Origin of the sequence: Xenorhabdus ishibashii (assembly GCF_002632755.1) — a bacterium.
Taxonomy (GTDB): Bacteria; Pseudomonadota; Gammaproteobacteria; order Enterobacterales; family Enterobacteriaceae; genus Xenorhabdus; species Xenorhabdus ishibashii.
Map to the genome: position 1 here is coordinate 2184988 of NZ_NJAK01000001.1, position 22058 is coordinate 2207045.

The 22058-nt window shown below is 43.3% G+C and carries 20 protein-coding genes and 3 pseudogenes; 11 read left to right on the forward strand and 12 right to left on the reverse strand.

Annotation, left to right across the window (positions count from 1 at the left end; genetic code table 11):
• The first annotated feature begins 59 nt into the window (after positions 1-59).
• The 5 genes from Xish_RS10315 to Xish_RS10335 all read left to right on the forward strand — a co-directional run bounded on the left by Xish_RS10315 (position 60) and on the right by Xish_RS10335 (position 4620).
• Positions 60-1223: a phosphoribosyltransferase domain-containing protein gene (locus tag Xish_RS10315; protein WP_099118724.1), complete on the forward strand. Its 1164-nt coding sequence runs from the start codon at positions 60-62 to the stop codon at positions 1221-1223.
• Complete coding sequence (locus tag Xish_RS10320) at positions 1216-1989, forward strand: HAD family hydrolase (protein ID WP_099117788.1); 774 nt, start codon at positions 1216-1218, stop codon at positions 1987-1989. Before Xish_RS10315 ends, Xish_RS10320 begins: the two co-directional genes overlap by 8 nt.
• Positions 1982-3061: a cysteine protease StiP family protein gene (locus Xish_RS10325; protein WP_099117789.1), complete on the forward strand. Its 1080-nt coding sequence runs from the start codon at positions 1982-1984 to the stop codon at positions 3059-3061. The genes Xish_RS10320 and Xish_RS10325 overlap by 8 nt, the downstream gene beginning before the upstream one ends.
• Entirely contained in the window at positions 3061-3987 is a 927-nt protein-coding gene (locus Xish_RS10330; RefSeq protein ID WP_099117790.1) for an HpcH/HpaI aldolase/citrate lyase family protein, read from the forward strand. The genes Xish_RS10325 and Xish_RS10330 overlap by 1 nt, the downstream gene beginning before the upstream one ends.
• Positions 3988-4134: 147 nt before the next feature.
• Positions 4135-4620, forward strand: coding sequence for a tellurium resistance protein TerW (locus tag Xish_RS10335; RefSeq protein ID WP_099117791.1), 486 nt, complete (start codon positions 4135-4137; stop codon positions 4618-4620).
• A gap of 60 nt (positions 4621-4680) precedes the next feature.
• Here Xish_RS10335 and Xish_RS10340 read toward each other — a convergent pair whose 3' ends face one another.
• The gene (locus tag Xish_RS10340) at positions 4681-5175 is read right to left on the reverse strand and encodes a TIGR00645 family protein (RefSeq protein ID WP_099117792.1); all 495 of its coding nucleotides are present in this window, start codon (positions 5173-5175) and stop codon (positions 4681-4683) included.
• 241 nt (positions 5176-5416) lie between these two features.
• Between Xish_RS10340 and Xish_RS19385 the strand changes: the two genes are divergently transcribed.
• From Xish_RS19385 to Xish_RS10355, 3 genes and pseudogenes are all read left to right on the forward strand, one after another.
• Entirely contained in the window at positions 5417-5548 is a 132-nt protein-coding gene (locus Xish_RS19385; protein ID WP_099117793.1) for an enterochelin esterase domain-containing protein, read from the forward strand.
• A 59-nt stretch (positions 5549-5607) separates the two neighbouring features.
• Positions 5608-5793, forward strand: a pseudogene (locus tag Xish_RS18950) (enterochelin esterase); the annotation flags it as partial.
• A 342-nt stretch (positions 5794-6135) separates the two neighbouring features.
• Positions 6136-9258, forward strand: coding sequence for an autotransporter outer membrane beta-barrel domain-containing protein (locus tag Xish_RS10355; protein ID WP_099117794.1), 3123 nt, complete (start codon positions 6136-6138; stop codon positions 9256-9258).
• Between the two features lie 246 nt (positions 9259-9504).
• On the opposite strand, the gene Xish_RS10360 is transcribed toward Xish_RS10355, so the two are convergent.
• Positions 9505-10818, reverse strand: a complete 1314-nt coding sequence (locus Xish_RS10360; RefSeq protein WP_099117795.1) for a sodium-dependent transporter — start codon at positions 10816-10818, stop codon at positions 9505-9507.
• Positions 10815-11027, reverse strand: a complete 213-nt coding sequence (locus Xish_RS10365; protein ID WP_099117796.1) for a branched-chain amino acid transport system II carrier protein — start codon at positions 11025-11027, stop codon at positions 10815-10817. The genes Xish_RS10360 and Xish_RS10365 overlap by 4 nt, the downstream gene beginning before the upstream one ends.
• A 636-nt stretch (positions 11028-11663) precedes the next feature.
• On the opposite strand from Xish_RS10365, the pseudogene Xish_RS18955 reads away from it, so the two are divergent.
• Positions 11664-11852 (forward strand): annotated as a pseudogene (locus Xish_RS18955) (IS1-like element transposase); the annotation flags it as partial.
• Between the two features lie 109 nt (positions 11853-11961).
• Positions 11962-12798 (forward strand): annotated as a pseudogene (locus Xish_RS10380) (PfkB family carbohydrate kinase); the annotation flags it as partial.
• A gap of 122 nt (positions 12799-12920) precedes the next feature.
• On the opposite strand, the gene Xish_RS10385 reads toward Xish_RS10380, so the two are convergent.
• Positions 12921-13658 (reverse strand): class I SAM-dependent DNA methyltransferase, encoded by a 738-nt coding sequence (locus Xish_RS10385; RefSeq protein ID WP_099117799.1) that lies wholly within the window; start codon positions 13656-13658, stop codon positions 12921-12923.
• A gap of 274 nt (positions 13659-13932) precedes the next feature.
• Positions 13933-14469 carry a ribosome biogenesis factor YjgA gene (yjgA, locus tag Xish_RS10390; protein ID WP_099117800.1) on the reverse strand — a complete coding sequence of 179 codons (537 nt, stop codon included), beginning with the start codon at positions 14467-14469 and terminating at the stop codon, positions 13933-13935.
• A gap of 197 nt (positions 14470-14666) precedes the next feature.
• Between yjgA and pmbA the strand changes: the two genes are divergently transcribed.
• Entirely contained in the window at positions 14667-16010 is a 1344-nt protein-coding gene (gene pmbA / locus Xish_RS10395; RefSeq protein ID WP_099117801.1) for a metalloprotease PmbA, read from the forward strand.
• 50 nt (positions 16011-16060) lie between these two features.
• Here the strand turns inward: pmbA and rnk are convergent, their stop codons facing one another.
• The 7 genes from rnk to rpoN form a co-directional block, all read right to left on the reverse strand.
• Positions 16061-16471 carry a nucleoside diphosphate kinase regulator gene (gene rnk, locus Xish_RS10400; RefSeq protein WP_099117802.1) on the reverse strand — a complete coding sequence of 137 codons (411 nt, stop codon included), beginning with the start codon at positions 16469-16471 and terminating at the stop codon, positions 16061-16063.
• A 206-nt stretch (positions 16472-16677) separates the two neighbouring features.
• Complete coding sequence (gene alr / locus Xish_RS10405; RefSeq protein ID WP_099118725.1) at positions 16678-17910, reverse strand: alanine racemase; 1233 nt, start codon at positions 17908-17910, stop codon at positions 16678-16680.
• A gap of 549 nt (positions 17911-18459) precedes the next feature.
• Positions 18460-18732 (reverse strand): PTS phosphocarrier protein NPr, encoded by a 273-nt coding sequence (npr, locus tag Xish_RS10410; protein WP_099117803.1) that lies wholly within the window; start codon positions 18730-18732, stop codon positions 18460-18462.
• Positions 18733-18749: 17 nt separating this feature from the next.
• A complete protein-coding gene (gene rapZ, locus Xish_RS10415) occupies positions 18750-19601 on the reverse strand; it encodes an RNase adapter RapZ (protein ID WP_099117804.1) in 852 nt (283 codons plus the stop codon).
• A gap of 40 nt (positions 19602-19641) precedes the next feature.
• Positions 19642-20109: a PTS IIA-like nitrogen regulatory protein PtsN gene (gene ptsN / locus Xish_RS10420; protein ID WP_099117805.1), complete on the reverse strand. Its 468-nt coding sequence runs from the start codon at positions 20107-20109 to the stop codon at positions 19642-19644.
• Between the two features lie 177 nt (positions 20110-20286).
• The gene (gene hpf, locus Xish_RS10425) at positions 20287-20574 is read right to left on the reverse strand and encodes a ribosome hibernation promoting factor (protein WP_099118726.1); all 288 of its coding nucleotides are present in this window, start codon (positions 20572-20574) and stop codon (positions 20287-20289) included.
• 38 nt (positions 20575-20612) lie between these two features.
• Complete coding sequence (gene rpoN / locus Xish_RS10430) at positions 20613-22052, reverse strand: RNA polymerase factor sigma-54 (RefSeq protein WP_099117806.1); 1440 nt, start codon at positions 22050-22052, stop codon at positions 20613-20615.
• Between the last annotated feature and the right edge of the window lie 6 nt (positions 22053-22058).

Consider the following 22058-nt stretch of genomic DNA (forward strand, 5'->3'; position numbering starts at 1 on the left):
ATGCTGAAAGTTACTGTATTGGCTCAGGCTGAAATTTTTGAAAAGGCATCTCCATGACAATGTTGAGTGACATCGATGTTGATAAAAAACACGCTGATGAAAAACAGGTTTACCAAAAAAAATTAAACAGCGGGACATTGACGGTGACGGCATCGCGCGGCACAGCATCTCTGGAAACCCTGTTTGATATCGCTGAACGCCGTAATCCTAAAAGAGCATTCCTGTTTGTCAGTAAAGTCTTGGGGCGGCATATTCCAGTCAAGCCATCGCTCATGCGTTCGATTTATCAGCAATTATCTGCACGGTTCCCCACTAATCTTCCTGGCCCTGTTCTATATATTGGCATGGCAGAAACGGCTGTCGGGTTAGCAGCCGGAGTATTTCAGGAAACGAAACACAAAGTCGATCAGCCTGTATTTTTGACTTCGACACGCCATCCGGTTGATGGGGATTTATTGTGTGAGTTTAAGGAAAATCACAGTCATGCTACGGATCACCTGATTTATTGGCCAGCAGAAAACCATCTGCGTCAACGGGTGATAAATGCCCGGACTCTGGTTCTGATTGATGATGAAGCAACCACGGGTAACACGTTCCTTAATTTGCTGGATGCACTGCGTCATGCAGGGCTTGGGCATATTGAACATATTGTCACCGTGACATTGACGGATTGGAGTGGAAAATCGGTCGTAAAACGCTGCCCATTGCCGGTTTCTGGGGTTTCACTGGTTGAAGGGAATTGGCAGTGGAAAGCAGATGTATCAGCCCCAGTGCCGGTGATGCCTCAGGTCAATGTTACAGCCAGGGGAGAAATCAACATCATAGGCCCACAGAGCTGGGGGCGGTTGGGATTAGATGAGATCCAGTGTGACATTGGTGCCACAATCAATGCCAAAGCGGGCGAAAACATGCTGATATTGGGTTCCAGTGAATTTGTCTGGCAACCGTTCCTGCTGGCTGAACGGCTTGAGCTGGAAGGGGCATCAGTGGTATTTGGCTCGACAACTCGCTCTCCAATCTCTTACGGTCATGCCATCCAATCTGTCATGGCTTTTATGGATAACTACGGGCTTGGCATCCCGAATTTTCTCTATAATGTTGCACACCAAAAATTTGATCGGATATTACTTTGCCTTGAAACCCCAAAAATGTCCGCTGATCCGGCGTTGATGGCGCAGCTTGCCCGTATTTCTCCGGTTGTCGAGATCGTTGGATATGATTAAGCCTGTATTTTTGACTGATCTTGATGACACGTTATTTCAATCTCGTCGCAAGCTGAAGGAAAGATCTTTTCGCGTTGGTGCATTGGATCGACAATGTTTTCCCCATAGCTATATGACCGAACAACAATCCATGCTGGTTGATTGGTTGTTGGCTTATGCCGAAGTTATTCCAGTCACTGCCAGAAATACAGAACAGCTTAGCCGCGTGCAGATCCCTTTCAGTTCCTGGTGTATTGTTTCGCACGGTGCGGTGATCCTTACACCAGAAGGTTCTGTTGATGGGCTTTGGCAATCGTGCATATTGCCAGAATTGTTGTCATATCGGGATAAATTGTGTGAATTGGAGCGTCTGAGCCAACGTTTAATGACATCTTATGCTATAGATGCCTGGGTACGCATCGACTATGAGTACGGTGATGTACCGGTTTTCCTGATCATCAAGCACCGCAATCACGATAGGTTGAATGAGCTTAATATACTGGCTGAAACGTTGGCTCAAGAAAGTCATTTCCATCAAAACTTTTATTTTCATCAAAATAATAACAATCTTACTGTGTTGCCAAAGTGTGTTGACAAGGGATTGGCAACTCATCACCTTTTGCAAAGGCTTCGTGCTGAGAGAGGCGCTTTCCCGATTATTGGCCTGGGAGATAGTCTGAGCGATCACCGGTTTATGCAATTGTGTGATTGGTTTGGTATGCCTCAGCAAAGCCAGCTTACTGACACATTGATGACCGCCTTATTTGGAGCTGTAAATAATGAATAGCTTTCCTCCTTTCTCTGGGAGTTATGCTTCTGATGATGTTCAATTCCTGCTAAAACCTGTTCAAATTGAGATGACACCAGTGGATATTAAGGAGCAGTTGATTCAGTCTGGTGCTCGCCATTATTCAGATATGTTAAGTCAAGAACCAGAACCTACGTCTTATCACCTTGAACTGTTTGATAAAGCACTTGGACAAGGGGCAGTTCGTCTGGCGACAGACGTTGTGATGCTTGCCAAAGCTCTGGTATCCCGCTTTGGTGATACGCCGATTGTATTGGTCAGTTTGGTCAGAGCCGGCGTTCCTTTGGGGGTAATGTTGCATCAAACGCTCAAGGAAATGGGCAAGCGTTCTTATCATTATGGCATCAGCATTATTCGGGATCGTGGTATTGATAATACAGCGCTATCGTATATTGAGCAGCAACATGGCACGGATGGCGTGGTATTTGTTGATGGCTGGACTGGTAAAGGCGCGATTACCACAGAACTGTCGCGATCTTTGGCAGGGCGGGATGGTTATTCAGGCATCCCACGTCTGGTGGTATTGGCTGATCCTTGTGGCTGTTCGTGGCTGGCAGCCAGCGATGATGATTGGTTAATCCCTTTCGGTATTATGGGAGCGCCGGTATCGGGATTGATATCACGTTCGATCTGGCATGAAGAAGGGTTGCACGGTTGTGTGCAGTGTGATCACCTGCTCAAGTTTGAGTGCAGTCGCTTATTGGTGGACACTGTCGCTGATTGTCGTAATCGATTGAATTGGGCTGCTATCCCAGAAGCGGTTTGGTTGCCGCAGGAAAAAACCGCTTTGCAGCAATTAAGCAAAACGGTGATTTCCCGTCTTGCTGAAAAATACCAGATTGACAGTATTAACCGCATTAAACCTGGCATTGCAGAAGCAACTCGTGCAGTATTAAGACGTGTGCCAGAACATGTACTCGTTCGTTCTCAGGATGATCCTGATGTTGGGCTGTTGGTTCATTTGGCACGCCAAAAAAATGTGGTTATTACGGAAGTCGGTGACCTAATCGGTCAATATCGTGCTGTGACTATCATTAAGAAGGTGGCGTGATGAAACCAATCCTTTCTCCGCATCGGCTCGGCGCAACTCTGTATATGCCAGCCACCCGTCAAGATATTGCAGAAATTGTGTTACAGAATAGGATACCTGATCTGCGTTCGCTGGTTATTTGCCTGGAAGATGCCGTCAGTAAACAGGATATTCCCATTGCCCTCGAAAATCTCCAAAAGGTTATGCAAACATTGGCAGAAGCAGATATCTTTTCTTCCAATATCGACCGCTATCGTCCCCTGATTTTTATCCGTCCGCGTGATGAAAAGATGGCGAATTATCTGGTTGCCAATGTGGATCTCAGTGCCATTGATGGGCTGGTTTTGCCAAAATTTACCTATGCTTCGTTGTCCGGCTGGTGGGATGTTATTAACTCAACCCATCTGTGCATTATGCCAACATTGGAGAGTGAAGAGGTGTTTGATGTTCGAAAAATGAACCAGCTTGCGGACATTCTCAAAAAACACCCTTGTCAGGATCGCATTATTGCCTTGCGTATTGGCGGTAATGATCTGATGAATGTCATGTCCCTGCGGCGCTCCCGTAATTTCACCCTGTATGATGGGCCGATGGGATACGTTATTAAGATGTTGGTTGCTGTTTTTGTTGCGCGGGGATTTGCCCTGACTGCACCGGTTTGTGAGCATATTGATGATTTGAGATTACTTGAGAAAGAGCTGGAGTTAGATATTGCTCACGGTTTGGTGGGAAAAACGGCCATACACCCAAGGCAGATTACATGCATCCAGCGAGCGCTGATGGTTAGTGCCCATGATCATGCTGAAGCGCTGACTATTCTTAATTCCGGCAAAGCTGTTTTCAAATCGCAGGGAGTGATGTGTGAACCTGCCACCCATCAACGCTGGGCAATGAGTATTCTCGAACGGGCAGAGCATTATGGTATAGAACCTCCTGAGGCAGCATAGGATTTTAAGCGGACGAAAATATTGGTAAGGCTTTTTTTTCATTCGTTTTGATATTGATTTACCTGTGATAGTAGCTATGCTGAAAGTTATTTTTGTAGTTAACAATAGAGAGCTTAGGGTTTGCTATCTATGGCGTGGTAATAAAAAATGCTGCTTAGTCCCAAACAATTTAGAAATTTCAAATTAACTTTATTACTTTCACATGGTAAACCGGTTAGTAAGATTAGGATCATTAGGGAACTGAATTGTTCTGAGCCAACATTAACACGTGCATTGCGAGAATTGAGGGATCTTTACTGTGCGGATATCCGGTTTAGCAAAATGGGCAATACTTATCAGTTAGTTGATAAGGGAATTCTGGTCAGGAAAGATGTAAAGAGGATTGAAGAACTCCTTGCCCAGCATCTCAGTTTTAAATCCGAAGAAGCCACCAGCCATGTTTTTCTTGATAAAGAGAAAAAAAAGCCAGTTTCTCTTTCTTTAAGGATGTCTGTTATCAGGAAAATTGATAGCCTGGCTAACCGTCTGGAAACAACCAGAAGTGATATCGTTGAAATGGTTGTGGATAAGTTTATTGAAAAATTGCTAAAAGAGACCACGAAAGGAAGTTCATCGAAAAGGCGAATTCCGTAATGCCAGCCGGTTGGGTTCAACTGGCATCAGGGCGATGATTGTTGGTTTGCTTGTAATCGCTTAATGATTGTGGCGCGTAAGTTTATCCAGATATCCCATTACAAACGCGGATAAAACAAAGGTGAGGTGGATAATGACGTACCACATAAGCTTATTATCCGGCACATTCTTGGCATCCATAAAGACGCGTAGCAAGTGAATGGAGGAAATGGCAACAATTGAGGCTGCAACTTTATTTTTAAGTGAGGTCGCATCCATTTTCCCCAGCCAGCTTAATTTTTCTTTGCTTTCGTGGATATCTAGACTGGAAACAAAGTTTTCATAGCCAGAAAACATCACCATTACCAACAATCCTCCAACCAGAGCCATATCAATCAGGGAAAGCAACGTCAGGATTAGGTCGGACTCTGTAATGTAAAGAAGATTCGGCAGGATATGCATGATTTCCAGAAAGAATTTAACCGCAAGGGCAAATAATGCCAATGATAAACCGAAATAAACCGGTGCAAGTAGCCAGCGAGAGGCATACATTGTGTTTTCGAGAAAGCGTTCCATTGTGTTTTTTATGTGTTACAAAAGGGGCGATAGTATAGATCAAGAGTGTGAAAGCTATGAAATACATATCACAGCTAAGTGTTCAATGATGAACTATACACTGTCAGAAAATAGTGAATGGCTACGGTCTACGTCAATCAGTGATAGTTTATGCCTTGCTATTGCACCAGTGTGGTTTACCTATGCAGGACACCACTGCATTTGAGATTTAAGGCAAACATAATAAAGTCACCATCATTGCTTGTATACGCAAGTTACTGGTCATTCTCAATACATTGATATTAATGGCATCACTGATTATCGTCGCCCACAGCCACAAAACCTACAACGATTGCCTGAAACAGATATCTGGTATTGGTCAGTGAATCTTTAAGGTAACTGGAGAGAGAGCTATCGCTTTATACCTGTCACTGATGCACATTTGCCTCCCACATAAAAATCTTTCAGGAAGCGGGTTCCCGTGAAGCAAATATCTATTTTGTAAATACTCAAATGTATGCAGCGTTGCAGGGAGCAGGGCACAACGTGAATTATCGCGTGTTTAATGGTGGACATGATGTGTTGTGCTGGCGAGGTGGGTTAATTGATGGCCTAAGTTGGCTGCTAGCTGAAAAATGATACGATAAACCAATTATTGGAACTCAAAATTGATGATAACTAGAGATGAACTTGGAACAAAAAAACCTGTGTATAACACAATTTATTGTTTTTTGGTTAAAATTTATATTAATGAAAGTTAATAAAATGTGGCATTTTATGGTGTTCATCGGTGATGTAAATCGTGTAGGTGATGGCTTTGATTAAACCCGCTTTCTTTTGATAACAATCTAAAAACCAGCACGCCTTTTTAGTTTATCTCTGCTTTTTAGACAGCTATCGCCTTGATGGTTTCAACCCGCCTACACAATAAAAAACATAAGAGCTGGCATTTTTGCAAATCAACAATGGATGGTGACTAAAATGAATAAGAGATACAAAATTCCTTGGAACACTCTGACTTCCACGCGTTTATCAGTCAAAACCCAACCACGAGTGCTTCATCACGTTATAGCTTGCTGCTTGGCTGCGGCCAGCGCAGGAGCCTGTGCGAAAAATTATGTTGAGACAGGGCGAAGTGGCGATCCCGCCAGTTGGCGTTCCAGTGAGTTTTTGAGCCAATGGGGGCTTGGTGCAATTCACGCTGATGAAGCCTATGCCAGAGGCTATACCGGCAAAGGGATCAAACTAGGAATATTCGATCAGGTCGTTTATGCCAGGCATCCGGAGTTTATGGGAAAAGACAAGATCACTAACTTAGTGACTTCTGGGATACGTGAGTATACCGATCCCTATATTCCGGTGAATAAAGGCGATCCATTCACCTATGATGGCACGCCGTCCGTGGATAGGTACGGGATGCTAGGAACACATGGTGTCCATGTTGCAGGCATAGCAGCGGGTAACCGAGATGGCGAAGAGATGCATGGCGTGGCCTATAATGCCCAAATACTCAGTGCGGATAACGGTGATCCCGGTCCTGAAGATGGCATTATCTTGGGCAATGATGGTGGAGTTTATCAGGCTGGTTGGAATGCACTGAGAGACAGCGGCGCTCGCATCATTAACAATAGCTGGGGGATTGGTATTGACAGGGAGCTTGAGAGAGGTGGGAAAGATCCGAATGCAGCCCATTTTACTTTAGCTGAGGCTCAGAAACAATTTGATGAAATAAAACCGATTTTGGGTACCAAATCTGGTGGTGCATATCAGGGTGCAATTGATGCTGCTCGTAGCGGCATTGTGACAATTTTTGCCGCTGGTAATAGTTATAACTATAGTAATCCAGATGCTATCGCGGGTTTGGCTTGGTTTGTGCCAGAAATTGCACCAAACTGGTTGACAGTCGTTAGTTTGCAAAAAGATCCAAATAGTGCCAATAGCGTGCCTTATTCCATCAGCGATTTTTCCTCCCGCTGTGGCTATACGGCCAGTTTTTGTGTCAGTGCACCTGGTAGCTGGATATATAGCTCAGTGATTAAGGGAACAGGGATAGATGATATTACTACCGGCTATGACAGTTACAGAGGAACTTCAATGGCTGCGCCACATGCTGGTGGTAGTATTGCCGTATTGATGGAGCGTTTCCCATATATGTCCGGCGATCAAGTTACCTCCGTGCTTCGTACTACGGCTACTGATATAGGGGAAAAGGGCATTGATGAACTTTACGGCTGGGGATTGATCAATCTCGGTAAAGCAATAAACGGCCCTGGCATGTTCTATACCGCAGAAGATATTCCTGAAAAATTCCGTATTCCAGATCCTGACGGAGTGGCCTACGGTAAGGGGCAGTTTATCGCTGATATTCCGGGTGTAGGTGCTGTGCTCGATAAGGGTAAACCGACTGAACGTGTCTGTGATGCGGTTCAGTGTGCTCAGGATCAATGGAGCAATGATATCAGTGGTCATGGTGGGTTAACCAAACAAGGTAGAGGTGCACTGACTCTCAGTGGCCAAAATACTTATTCTGGTCCAACGCTGGTCAAACAGGGATTACTAAACGTTAGCGGCAGTGTCTCTTCTACTGTCTCAGTAATGGAAAGTGGCATTCTTGGTGGGAATGGTACGGTGGGTGCGCTCAATGTGCAGCGTGGCGGTACTGTAGCACCAGGTAACTCGATGGGTACACTTAAGGTTGCCGAAAAAATCACCTTTGAACCTGGTTCTCATTACGCGGTTGAAATCGCTTCCGATGGACGCAGTGACAAAATTCAAGTTGAAAAAAGTGCACAGATTGATGGAGGAAAAGTCAGCGTTTCTCTTGAAAATACGGGTAATTTGCTTTCTTTTGAAGATGCGCGAAGCCTGACTGGTCAGCGATACACGATTCTGAGTGCGAAGCAGAATATCAATGGTCGCTTTGATGATGTCATCCCGAATTATCTCTTCCTTGGTGCTGGATTGTCTTATCAGCCGAGTGAAGTCACTCTCCATATTGGACGTAATGAGGCTGCTTTTGCAGATTTTGCCAAGACACAAAATGAACGTGCAGTGGCTGTTGCCGCTGATACTCTTGGTATGGGTAATCCGGTTTACGAAAGTATTTTAGCCAGTCGTTCTGCGGAGCAAGCCCGATCTGCGTTCCGCCAGCTTGATGGGCAAGTCCACGCTGATATCGCGTCCCAGTTGGTCAATGATAGCCGTTATTTGCGCGATACCTTGAACTCTCGTTTGAGTCAGGCCGAAGGCCGTTCATCTTCGCCCGATATTCATGGTGATAATAACGGTGCATGGGTTCGACTGCTTAGTGCATGGAGCCACGCTTCAGGTACAGCGAATGCAACGGGCTATCAGTCTTCCAACTATGGTTTATTCCTTGGTGCTGATACTCTTATTGATGAATACGGTCGTCTTGGTATTGCTACTGGTTACACCCGTACTTCCCTTGATGGTGGTAACAGTGCTACTGCTGACAGCAATAACTATCACCTCGCTCTTTATGGTGACCGTCAATTTGGTGACTTTGTTTTGCGCGCCAATAGTGGGTTTACGTGGCACCGTATTGATACCAAACGTTCTATTCGCTATGGCAGTCAGCGTGATAGTGAAAATGCCAAGTACAGTGGAAGAACAACACAATTATCCGCAGAACTGGCTTACCATCTGCCGGCAGAGGCTGTGAATTTGGAACCATTCGTTAACCTGGCTTACGTCAATTTCCGCAATGAAGGCATTAACGAGGACGGTGCCGCCGCCGCACTTCATGGTAACAGCCAACATACTGAAGCAATTCTCTCCACATTAGGATTACGTGCCAATCATAGCTGGCAGGCTTCATGGGGTTCTTCGATTACCCTGAATGGAGAATTAGGTTGGCAGCATCAATACGGTGAGCGTGAACGGGCAACAGGTTTATCGTTCCGTGGCAGCAACACAACATTTGTGACTCGCAGCGTGCCTGCCTCTCGTGATGGTGTGGTGTTAAAAGCGAATGCGGAGATGAGTGCAAGTAATAACGTCTCATTCACGCTTGGCTACAGTGGATTGCTCTCCAGCAGTCACCAGGATAATAGTATGAATGTCGGTTTTAGATGGCAATTCTGATGATAGGTGGAAGATAATTATCTGGTAAAAGATGTGGAGTCAGTAAATACTGGCTCCATAATCCGCGAGATAGCCAAAAATTCATGTATTTTTATCAGCATCTTAAAGCAAAAAACAGTGAGAATTTCACAAACAATAATAAAGCGTCCATTCAGACGCTTTCATTCAGTTGATGAGTTGCCTCATCGTATCCACTATTTTGAGTATCTGGCGTTTCTGAAGATTTAGCACCAACACCTAGCACAATCAAATAAGCCCGTGTACCAAAATCACTCCGATACATAAGGGACCGACATATCGCCATATAAACAGTAAACACAGACGGTTCCGCGATGACATATTATCTGGTATTAGTGCATTGACCTTACGTGACCAGCCAAATACGAGGCAAATGATAATCCCGAATATCGGCATTAGGACATTGGAAGTAATAAAGTCCAGCATATCGAAGATGGTTTTGCCACCTAATGTGACGTGACTTAGAGGCCCAAAAGATAATGAAACAGGGATCCCCATTAACATAATCGATGCGGTGACTATTAAGCTTGCTTTACGACGCGACCATTTAAAACGCGTCTGGACATAAGCAACAATGTGCTCAAGTAATGAAATTGATGAGGTCAGTGCGGCCATTAACAACAATAAAAAGAAAGTGACTGCTAAGATTGAGCCACCTGGCAAACTGGCGAAATAAATTGGCATCGTCATAAACGTTAATCCGGGCCCCGCATTTGGTTTTAAGCCAGCAGCGGCCAAAGCAGGAAAAATCATCAGACCAGCCAATACACAAACCAAACAGGAGAGGATAACAACCCAGATACTCGATCTAGCAATACCTTTATTATTAGGCAAATAGGAACTGTACGTAATGTGGATACCTAAACCGATAGACAGTGAGAAAAATGCCAACCCTAGCGCATCTAAAACACCCTTTCCGGTCAAATTACTAAAGTCTGGATATAAGAATAATTTTAATCCTTCTGATGAACCTGGCAAACGGATGCCGACAATAATTAACAATATCATGATCAAGAATAACATTGGCATCATGATCTTAACTGATTTTTCCAAACCTTTTTGCACACCAGATAACACCACGAAGCAGGTTAGTCCTGAAAATGCCAGATGTGCTATTATCGGCCACCATGGATTGCTGATGAAATTGGTGAAAATAGAGGTCAGTTGAGAGATGTCTGTAATATTCAACTCTCCTGTACTTGCCATCACTGCGTAACCTATGGTCCAACCACCGACAACACTGTAGAAGCTATAGATACACCATGAACTGAATATACCGATAAAGCCAACCCATCCCCAGTGTTTACCAAGTAATTTTTTAAATGCATTAACAGCTACTTCACCTGTACTGCTTCCCATCATATTTTCAGCTAACAGAACCGCTAACCCAATCACAAAGCTAAACAATAAAAATACAATCAGAAATGCACCGCCACCATTTGTTGCTGAAACATACGAGAATTTCCAGATGGCGCCAATGCCAACGGCAGAACCGGTTGCTGCTAATATGTGCCCCAGACGGGATGTCCATTGTTGACTCATGCTAACCCCCGAACCGATACAGTGTCAGCACATGTACCCTGGCTCACAGCCATAAGCAAAAAACCAGCAGCAGCGCTCCAAACATGTTTACCTGCTTGCAGGCCAACCATAGACATAGATGGGAAAATAATATTCCCTGCCCAGACGAATGGGGCAAAGATTATAAAACCCAATGCCCAAATATATTTAGATAATAAACGGTATGTCATAATAATTGTTAACTTATTGTTGTAAAAATAATTGCGAATGTAATAGTAACTATTACAACTACTTTAATTTCCGATGGTGAAACTGGATTCTGATTTAACAGTCAATATTCACTGATACTCACAAGATACAGAATAATAGTGGTAATAACAGCCAGAATCGCCCAAATTGCCCCCAAGTAAAACTTTTAAGTGCTAAAAGACATGGATTAATACCTTGTGAGGTGTCAAAAATTATTACTCCCTACAATTACTGCTTGTGGCGGGGGCTTTATTTTGCATAAAAATAACACATAACAGATATCGAAATCTATCAATAAAATCGTATTGAATGTGAGAAATTATCAACATTTTTGATGATTATTTTTTCTACAAAGCAGGGTTATGCCCTATTATTAGAGATATAAATCATCCTTAAGTTTATTTTTTCTGTCTTTTTTAATTTTAACGAAGATATTTTTTCATCATAAAAGTTATTTTTTATAAAACATTATATTTTATAGTGTTTTTATTTCTAAAAATAATAAATTTAATATAATTTACAGTTTATTCTAAAGCATCCATATCATTATTAATATATTTATTAAATTTTTTCTATATCTTCTTTTCAAGAAAAAAGGTCCCGCATTCAAAGAGTAGATTGTCGACATAGCAATGAATAACGGAGGAATTCGAGACACCACTCGGATCCTGAAAGTCGCAACCGCCACCGTCATGAAAACGTTAAAAACCTCACGCCCCGAAACGTAACGACGCTGGCTTTGGTATGCTTGGGAACCCCCGCCTAAAACAAATAGTGCCCATGTTTTTGGCGATCGCAGTAGAAAACCGTTATATTTAATACATGACCAGAACTTGGGTTAGTCAAATATAAATATTAGTTTTTATGATGAAAAAAATATTTCATTTATTTGATTAATTAACAAAATATACGCTAGGTGGTGTTGCCCGAAATGTGGCGCATAATATTGCCGCGTTAAAGAATGATAGTTATTTAATTTCTGTTTTTGGTGATGATTCATATGGAAAAAGACTGTTTAGAGAAACCCAGTTAGCCGGTGTTGATCTTAGCCATTCTCATAAACTCAGTGATGAAAGAACTTCGATTTATCATTCAATAGTTGATAGTCATGGTGAACCGTACACTTCCGTGAGTGATATGGATATTTTGAAGAAACTCACACCTGAGTTGCTCAATAAATCTAAAGCTCTCATTGAGCGGGCAGGCATATTGAATATCGACTGCAATTTGAGAGAGGATACTCTGGAATGGTTATTTAAAAACTCAGGTAATGTGCCCATATTTGTTAATCCTGTCTCGTCATATAAGGCGGGCATAGTACGTAACTGGCTATCATATATTCATACTATCAGACCCAATCGGCTGGAAGCAGAAAAAATCAGTGGTATTAAAATTAACTCAATAAAAGAGGCTAAGTTGGTCACATCATGGTTTCATGAACAAGGGGTACAGCGGATAGTTTTAAGTATGGGTTCTGACGGTGTTTACTACAGTGAGTTAGATTATATATCTGGTCACTCCCCGGCATTTCCTGTTGATATTGTCAATAACACGGGCTCCGGTGATGCAATGATGGCGGGATTAGTTCATTGTGCGTTAGCAGGTACGGATTTTAAGGAAAGTGTATATTTTGCCCAACGCTGCGCTGCACTTGTCCTATCTACTGAATTAACACATTCACTAACCTTGTCTCCATTTGCTGTTGATAAATTACTGCTATTAGATCCAATAGCAATGATGAATAACCAATAAATATCACAAAAATAAAAAATTAGCATATTAGTATTGTGGCTAGAGCCGGCATCTTTTTCAATGTCTATTTATATCCGATTGAATTAAATTCAATCGTAATGCGAGAGGAATGGGGAGTAAGCTTAAAACTGGCAAATAAGTCCGGTATGGACACAATTTTGTAGGTAATTATCCCAAAAACCTTGAGGATAACGCACTAAATCGCGGTTTAAGACCGTTGGTTTTTTCCAGCTAAAATGAGCGAACCCTGCTTTTTTCAGCGCTTTTTCATAACTCTCACGACTCCAACGATAAAACGTGAAAGGGCTAGGGGGGGTTGACAGAAATTCTGCCTGGTGACGGAAGCCATTTTTCCACGGCTCTTCGCTCAAAATCTTAAAACCATAATTCTCACAATTTCCGCTTTCTAACCTATAATCAGGTGATGCCATATAAGCAATTAATTTGCCGGAAGGTTTTAAATGCTCAGCGGCTGCTTGAAACATCGTTTCCAGTTCTTCTGTGGATTCAGCATAGTGGAATAAAAAAGCGGCGATAACGATATCAAATTTTTTATCTAATTTCATTTCACATACATTTTGTACATGGAACTCAATATTATCACCATACAGTTTTGATTTGGTTTTAGCGAGTTCAATCATTTTTTCAGAGATATCGACGCCAACCACTTTTGAAGCCCCGCGTTGGTGCAATTCCCGCCCAAAATAACCATACCCACAAGCTAGATCCAGAACTGACTTTCCTTGTATCTCACCGACCATGTTAAGTATATCCCGAAGCTCAGATTGTCTCTGGGCTACCGTATTGGAAAACTGTTCGTAATATTCTCCAATTGAATCATAGCTTGCTTTTTCTTCCATTATTATGGCTCCTGATAAAAAATAGAATAAGGGTACTATTTTATAAAGATAAAATATCATTAAATCATTAGATATAATTATTTTTGTAACATGATTAATTTTACACGATAAACAATCCGTTTGAATTAAATCAAGAATAATCAGATGTTGCTATATTTAAAAACATTTCCCCGAACTAGTCCATCATGGTATCGACGTCTTGAGGGATATCTACGGTGCCCTGATGAGGCAGGAAATAACCGCCAATTCTTAACGAAATGGCGGTAAAGATGGATTACATGGATTCCGATAACTCTTTCAAATATTGGAAAATTTGACGGTAGGATTTCGGGGGCTTATTAGTTGCCTTCTCCTTTTTCGCATTACGAACCAATGTGCGAAGTTGCTGGCGATCAGTATGTGGGTACAGTGCGATAACTTCTTCAAAAGCATCATCATTTTCAAGCAATTTGTCACGCAATTCTTCTAGTTTATGTAAAACAACGACTTGCTGGTTGTGACGGTTTTTCAGTTTGTCTAATGCGGTGGTGATAGGCTCAGGATCGCGGGCACGCAGCAGCTTACCAATTAACTGCAATTGACGGCGACGTCCTTCCCGTTTGATTTTCTGTGCCAACTCAATAGCTGCCAGCAAATCTTCATCCAGTGGAATTCGTTCCAGTTGGCTTTTACTCAGTTCAACCAGTTCCATTCCCAATTTTTTCAGGATTTCAGCATCCCGCTTGATTTCACTTTTACTGACCCAGATTATCTCTTCTTCTTCCTCTTCAGCAGGATAATTGTCGAGCCAATCTTCAGGCTGCTTTGCCATAATTGTTTTCCTTCTAAAAAGGCCGGATAAGGTACGTTTTGGAGCATGACCTATCGTCCGGTGGGTGTTAACATCCTAATATTGTGTATTGTAACTGGGAAAATTGCCTGATTACCACTCGACATTCGTGTCATGAACCGGAAACAGGCATTTTTTCTGACGAATTCTCTCTTTAATTCATTGGATTACGTTAATTAATGATAGTCACTAATCAACAAATCGCAGAGCAGCGTAAGCTGCTGGAAGATGCGGTTGCCCATGCACTGGAGTTGGCTAAATCCGGTTGTGATGCTGCAGAAGTCGCGGTCAATAAAACAACGGGGATTAGCGTCAGTACCCGTTTTAGTGAAGTCGAAAATGTTGAGTTTAACAGTGACGGCGCACTGGGGATCACGGTTTATCACCAACAGCGCAAAGGCAGCGCTTCTTCAACGGATCTCAGCCCAGAGGCGATTGCCCGTACTGTGCAGGCCGCTATTGATATTGCGCATTATACTTCGCCTGATCCTTATGCCGGTCCAGCCGATAAAGCGTTATTAGCATTTGAGGCTCCTGAGTTGGATCTTTACCATCCCGCTGATCTGGATACAGATAAGGTCATTGAGTTGGCAGCCCGCGCTGAACAAGCGTCATTGCAGGCAGATGAGCGTATTACCAATACTGAAGGTGGAAGTTTCAACAGCCATTATGGTATTCGGGTATTTGGTAATAGTCATGGGATGCTGCAAAGCTACTGCTCCAGCCGTCATTCTATGTCAAGCTGTGTGATTGCCGAGCAAGATGGCAATATGGAACGCGATTATGCCTATACCGTGAGCCGCCATTTAGACGAGTTGAAATCGCCTGAGTGGGTAGGCCAGGAGTGTGCTCGCCGAACGCTTTCTCGTCTGGGTGCGCGTAAATTATCAACCATGAAAGCGCCGGTTATTTTTTCTGCAGAGGTGGCGACGGGGTTGTTCGGTCATTTAGTCGGCGCTATCAGCGGTAGCAGCATTTATCGTAAATCTTCTTTCTTGTTGGATAGCCTTGGCAAACCGATCTTGCCTTCATGGCTGACGATTGAAGAACAGCCGCATTTGCTGCGTGGGTTAGCTTCAACGCCATTTGACAGTGAAGGTGTGCGCACAACACCACGTGATATTGTTAAGGACGGCGTTTTGCAGACGTGGTTGTTGACTTCCTATTCTGCCCGTAAGTTGGGAATGATGAACACGGGTCATGCAGGTGGAATTCATAACTGGCGTATAGCAGGTCAGGGGCTGGACTTTGCTGGCTTGTTACGTGAAATGGGCACTGGCCTGATCGTCACTGAGCTGATGGGGCAGGGCGTTAGTGCGGTGACAGGGGATTACTCTCGCGGAGCATCTGGTTTTTGGGTTGAGAATGGCGAAATCCAATATCCTGTTAGTGAGATCACCATTGCAGGCAATTTGAAAGATATGTGGGCAAATATGGTGACAATCGGTAATGATATCGAAACACGTAGCAATATTCAGTGTGGTTCGGTGTTGTTGCCGGAAATGAGTATCGCCGGTCAATAGGGATACTCAATTAACAGCAGCCAGTTCGGTGTGACTGAGCTGGCTGGAAATTAGCGGTGATATTCTCCTGCAGCTTCTGGCTGGTAAAGTATTTCTAATACTTTTATTCGGGTTGTTTCACCATTTGGCAATTTCCACTTTATTTCATCATTCACCCGCAAACCCAGAAGAGCCGCACCCAAAGGCGCCATAACGGACAGATGTTTGGTGCTGTCTTGCAGGGCGGCAGGGTAGACCAGCGTACGAACACGTTCTTCATTGCTGCCCAAATCAATGAAGCGAATTTCACTGTTCATGGTGACAACATCGGCTGGAATATCTACCGGCGCCACTATTTCTGCCCTATCCAGCTCTTCATTTAAGGCATCTGCGATACTGGTATTAGCAAAAGCAGATTGTTCCAACAGAGCATCTAAACGCTCAGCATCTAATTCATTGATAATGATTTTAGGTTTTTTCATACCACACTCCAAATTAAGCTCAATACAAAATAACACCCCACATCACAAGGAGGGGGGGTGTTATTTTCAAAGTAATTGAAATGATATTAGGCTGTTCTGCCGTGAAAATAAAGAGATCATGATCACGAACTGTTTTACCTTGCTAATGAAACAAGACTTATCCACAATGGAGGAAAAGAACAGCCTGCTATTATTTGAAGCGCAAATTATAAGCCGGTGGTTACGATCCGTGGGTTGGTTTCACCCCAAATGGAAGAAAACTCAACAACATGCATTCCGCCCCATTTCTGAATATCAGACTGGGTGATTTCATCGTTACCTTGTTTACCGAAAATGACCACTTCATCGCCACTCTTCACTTCTGGTAAGTCAGTAACATCAACCATCACAGTATTCATGGAAACGCTACCGACAACTGGTGCACGGTGACCGTTGATCAGGACATAAGCTTTGTTTGACAGGGCAGAGCTAAAGCCATCAGAGAAACCCACAGGCAAGTTAGCGAGCTTGGAATCACGTTGCAGAATGTAAGTATTGTCGTAACCGACACCATTACCTTTAGGATATGTTTTAACAGAAGCAACACGAGTTTTCATTTGAATTAAGGGCTTGAACTCTGGATGGCTGGTGGTCAGGATGCCGTACAGCGCACTGCCAACGCGAGCCATGTCGAATTGAGCTTCAGGAATGCTAAGTGAGGCAAAAGAGCTTGATGCGTGCAGAGTGATTTCGTCTCTGTTCAGGTTTGCTGTTTTGATCAGCCAAGAAGTTTGTTCTTTGAAGTTATTAATACTGTCACGGATAGCGTCCATATTAGTGAATGCATGGTGACTCATCATGCCGACCAGTTTCAGATTAGGCAACTGAGCAATTTTCAGAGCGTCTTGTTTGCCCTGCTCAGTCTTCATCTCCAATCCATTGCGGCTCATAAGACCTGTGTTCAGCATCAGATGAACACGAATTTCTTTACCGTGTTTTTTTGCCAGCGTATCGATGGCTTGGGCATGATCCAGATCGCCGATTATCTCTTCCATGTTATAGCCCAGTGTGCTTTCGATTTCAGCTATGTCAGCCGTACGGACACGTATCAGTTGTCCTTTAAAGCCGCTCTCACGCACGATACGGGCTTCTTCGTTACTGGTAACACCTACACAAGGCACATCAGTTTTGATGATGGATGGCATCAGCAGGTCGATGCCATGACCGTAAGCATCACCTTTCAAAACCGCACACATTTTTGTGCCTTTATTCAGTTTTTTTTGCAGAGTGTGGATATTATTTTCGAAGGTCGCGGTATTGATTTCAACCCAAGCGTTATTCGTTTTGGCGATGCTTTCTGCATGAGTATTATCTAAAGAGAGAACAGGTGCTGCTTGGGCAACACCTTGAAAGAGGCTAAAACCAAGAAGAATTGCCAGTGTGGTTTTATTAAAACGCATGAAGTGAATCTCCAGTTTAGGGGCTGTATGCATAATGTTCTGCATGTAATTGCGATTTAATAATAAGTTTTTTTTAATTTAATTTCACATGGTTAACCTATTGAAAGCTAACATTTATTATCTATATCACACTATTTATAAATAGTTAGATTAATTATCTAATTTAATGATTATATCATCTTGATTTTATCCTCTGTGAATGTTTAATAAACAGATTATATTAATGATTTTTTACCTTTGGTTGGTTTTAATAACTGATGTTGCGTTTACCTTGAAAATAGGATCAAGGACACACCACCTCGAAGCGCTCTCTAACTGTTTGCTCTGTAGAGTCAGATCGAAAGAGGTTTCTTTTTTGCAATATGGGAATATTTAAGCCAAGTCCTGACATTGATTATGTGTGCTGTCATTAATGCTTGATTTCAAAAATTGGGTAAGATGTTGTTTTATAATGAAAGGAATAATTATCTGTCGTATATCAAGAAATAAATCGGGATTCAAGTTACTCCAATAAGAGCCATTCGAGACAATATCTTTAGTAGAAAGGTGCTACTCTTCGTCAAATCCCGCGTTGAAGAGTTCGATGATGGCAGACAGTGCTTGTTGTTCATCCGGCCCGTTGACTTCAATATCAATATGGCTGCCTTGTTCAGAATCCAGCATCAGCATGGCAATGACACTGTGAGCCTCGGCCTGTAAGTTACTGCTATTGCGCAGGATCACTTCTGATTGAAACTGTTGTACCAAATCATGCAGCTTCATCGCAGGCCGGGCATGCATTCCCAGTCGATTTTTAATTTCAAGTTTTTGTCTGACGGTCATGGCTTGTATTATTCATATTATTTGCGTTTTTCCAGTGTACGATGGCGTGATTGCACGTTTTTGCCACGGGAACGAAAATAATCAGCCAATTGCTCTGCTACATAGACTGAACGGTGTTTACCGCCTGTGCAACCAATAGCGACAGTCAGATAGCTGCGATTATTGGTTTCCAGCATAGGTAGCCAAAGCTCAAGATAGCTACGGGTCTGATAAATAAAATTATGAACGTCTGTATGGCGATCCAGAAACGCAGCCACAGGACGATCCAAACCGGTCATTGGACGCAGTTTAGGGTCCCAGTGAGGGTTTGGCAGAAAGCGCACATCGAAAACATAGTCTGCGTCAATGGGAATACCATGTTTGAAACCAAAGGATTCAAACACCATGGTCAATTCTCGCTCCCGTTTGCCTAATAAACGTGTCCTGAGCATTTCCGCCAGTTCGTGAACGGACATTTCAGATGTATCAATAATCAAATCCGCGCGTGATCGCAGGGGTTCAAGCAAATCGCTCTCTTGGTCAATTGCACTTTCCAGTGACAGATTTTTGCTGGAGAGTGGATGTAAACGACGGGTGTCACTGTAGCGGCGGATCAGGGTATTACGATCCGCATCAAGAAACAGTAGCTGTGGCGAAAAATTGTCGGGCAATTGCGTCAGGGCTTCTTCAAAAACTTCTGGCGACTCCGGCATATTTCTGACATCAATGCTAACCGCAGCCGAAATATCACGTTCAGCCAGTGTGATTGCCAATTCTGGCAGCAATACAACAGGCAGGTTATCTACGCAATAAAAACCCATATCTTCCAGTGCACGCAAAGCAACAGATTTCCCAGAACCTGAACGACCACTGACTATCATCAGCACCATGAGGTGACTCCCCCTAAATGTTTATAATTATAATCGCTATTTATTCAGTAATAATTTTATACAGTTCTTCATCACTCTGCGCTGAGCGCAGGCGACGGCAGAGATTTCTATCTGCAAGGCGCTTTGCAATCAATGATAGTGAGTGTAAATGGGTTTGACACTGGTCTGATGGCACCAATAAAGCAAACAGCAAGTCAACAGGTTGATTATCGATAGCGTCAAAGGTAATGGGTTGTTCCAGGTGCAAAAATACTCCAACGGCATTATCCGAACACTCTTTATTCAATTTGCCGTGAGGGATCGCAATCCCGCTGCCAATTCCTGTTGTGCCTACTTTTTCGCGCGAAAGAATAGCCTCAAATACGGTATTTTCCGGCACGCCAAGCTGTTTTGATGCCAGCTCACTGATAATCTCTAAGGCGCGCTTTTTACTCGAACAAGGTACATTGTTGCGTGTACATTCGGATGAAAGCACTGAGCTTAGTGGTAAATCTGTTTCGTTGTTCATTTCTTTATTCACTTAGGGCCTTGTTATACCGGATGCCTGATGAGGCATCCGGTATTAATGCACTGCGCTAAAACCGTTCTACAGATCGCACTAAGTACATAGCACTATAGGGCGTTATAGAAGGTGTTATAGATAGAACAGTGATAATTTTATGACAGCCCCGTTGCCTAAAAGCGATTAATGTTGTCTCAATTTACTTTTGTGTTTGGTCAATTGACGCGCTAGCTTATCTACTAAGATATCAATTGCTGCATACATGTCTTCATGTTCTGAGCTGGCATGCAACTCACCGCCATTAACATACACCGTAGCTTCGGCGATCCTTTGCACCTTTTCCACTCGGAGGATGACCTGAATGAGGTTAATCTTATCGAAATATTGATTCAATTTGCTGCATTTAGTGTTCACAATGTTGCGAAGTGCATCTGTGATTTCAATATTGTGGCCTGTAACATTGAGTTGCATGTTTTTGAGTTGCATAGTGTTTTCCTTCTCTGTGTTGTTCAAACCAGTTTTTTACGTTGGTTTGAAGGCGGGATGGATAACGACTCTCTATATTTTGCGACAGTCCGGCGAGCCACTTGAATACCTTGCTCAGCGAGTATACTGGTCAATTTACTGTCACTCAGTGGCTTGGACGGGTTTTCTGCCGCGACCAGTTTTTTCACCAGAGCACGTATTGCAGTAGAAGAGGCTTCACCGCCACTGTCGGTGTTTACGTGACTGGAGAAAAAATATTTAAGCTCAAAAATCCCGCGTGAACTATACAGGTACTTCTGGGTCGTCACGCGGGAAATGGTGGATTCATGCATGTCAACCTGATAGGCAATATCAGCCAGTACCATAGGTTTCATGTGTTCCTCACCATACTCAAAAAAATCTTGTTGCCGTTCAACAATACAGCGGGCAACTTTCAGCAATGTTTCATTACGGCTTTCGAGGCTCTTGAGCAGCCATTTGGCCTCTTGCAAGTTATTGCGTATGAACAGGCTGTCACTCTCATTGTTGGCTCGTTGCCCCAGTGCTGCGTAGTGTTGGTTGATACGCAGACGGGGAATGCTATCGGTATTTAGCCTGACTTGCCAGCTTCCATTTTCTTTCTGTACCAATATATCTGGAATAACATATTCGGATTCACCGGTATTAACGACCAGACCAGGTTTTGGTTCCAGTGAGTGAATGATATCAATTGCCGCTTTCAGGGTACTCTCTTTTAATTTGCTCTGACGTAATAAATTACGGAAGTCTCGGTTACCCAGTAGTTCCAGATAGTTGCTGACAATAAGTTTGGCATCATTCAGATAAGGTGTTTCTGGCGGCAGCATAGAAAGCTGAATAAGCAAGCATTCACGTAAGTCACGAGCAGCAACGCCGATTGGATCAAAATGTTGTATGCGTTTGAGGACGGTTTCGACCTCTGCCAACGTCAGCTCATCATCACCAATGCTGGTCAGGATCTCTTCGATGGAAATCGTCAGGTATCCGGTGTCATCAATGGCATCAATGATTGCAGTGGCAATGGCAGCATCCGTTTCAGTAAATGGCGTCAATCTTGCTTGCCACGTGAGGTAATCTTGCAGGGTTTGAGTGGTTTCTCCCTGATAGATGGGGAAATCATCAGTGCTATAATCACTGTGAGTTCCTGAAGGTGTGCCAGCGGTGTAAATTTCATCCCAACTGGCATCCAGTGGTAGCTCTTCCGGCATATCCTTCTGTTCAAGTGCTTCACGGGTATCCATAATTTCAGTGTCAGCATCAGAAAGCGCTTGATTCTCCACCTCCTGATGTATGTCATCCTGTTCAAGCAGCGGGTTGGTTTCCAAAGCTTGCTGAATCTCTTGCTGAAGCTCAAGCGTAGATAGTTGCAACAAACGGATGGCTTGCTGGAGCTGTGGCGTCATCGTCAATTGCTGACTGAGCCTGAGTTGCAAACTTTGCTTCATAGCGTT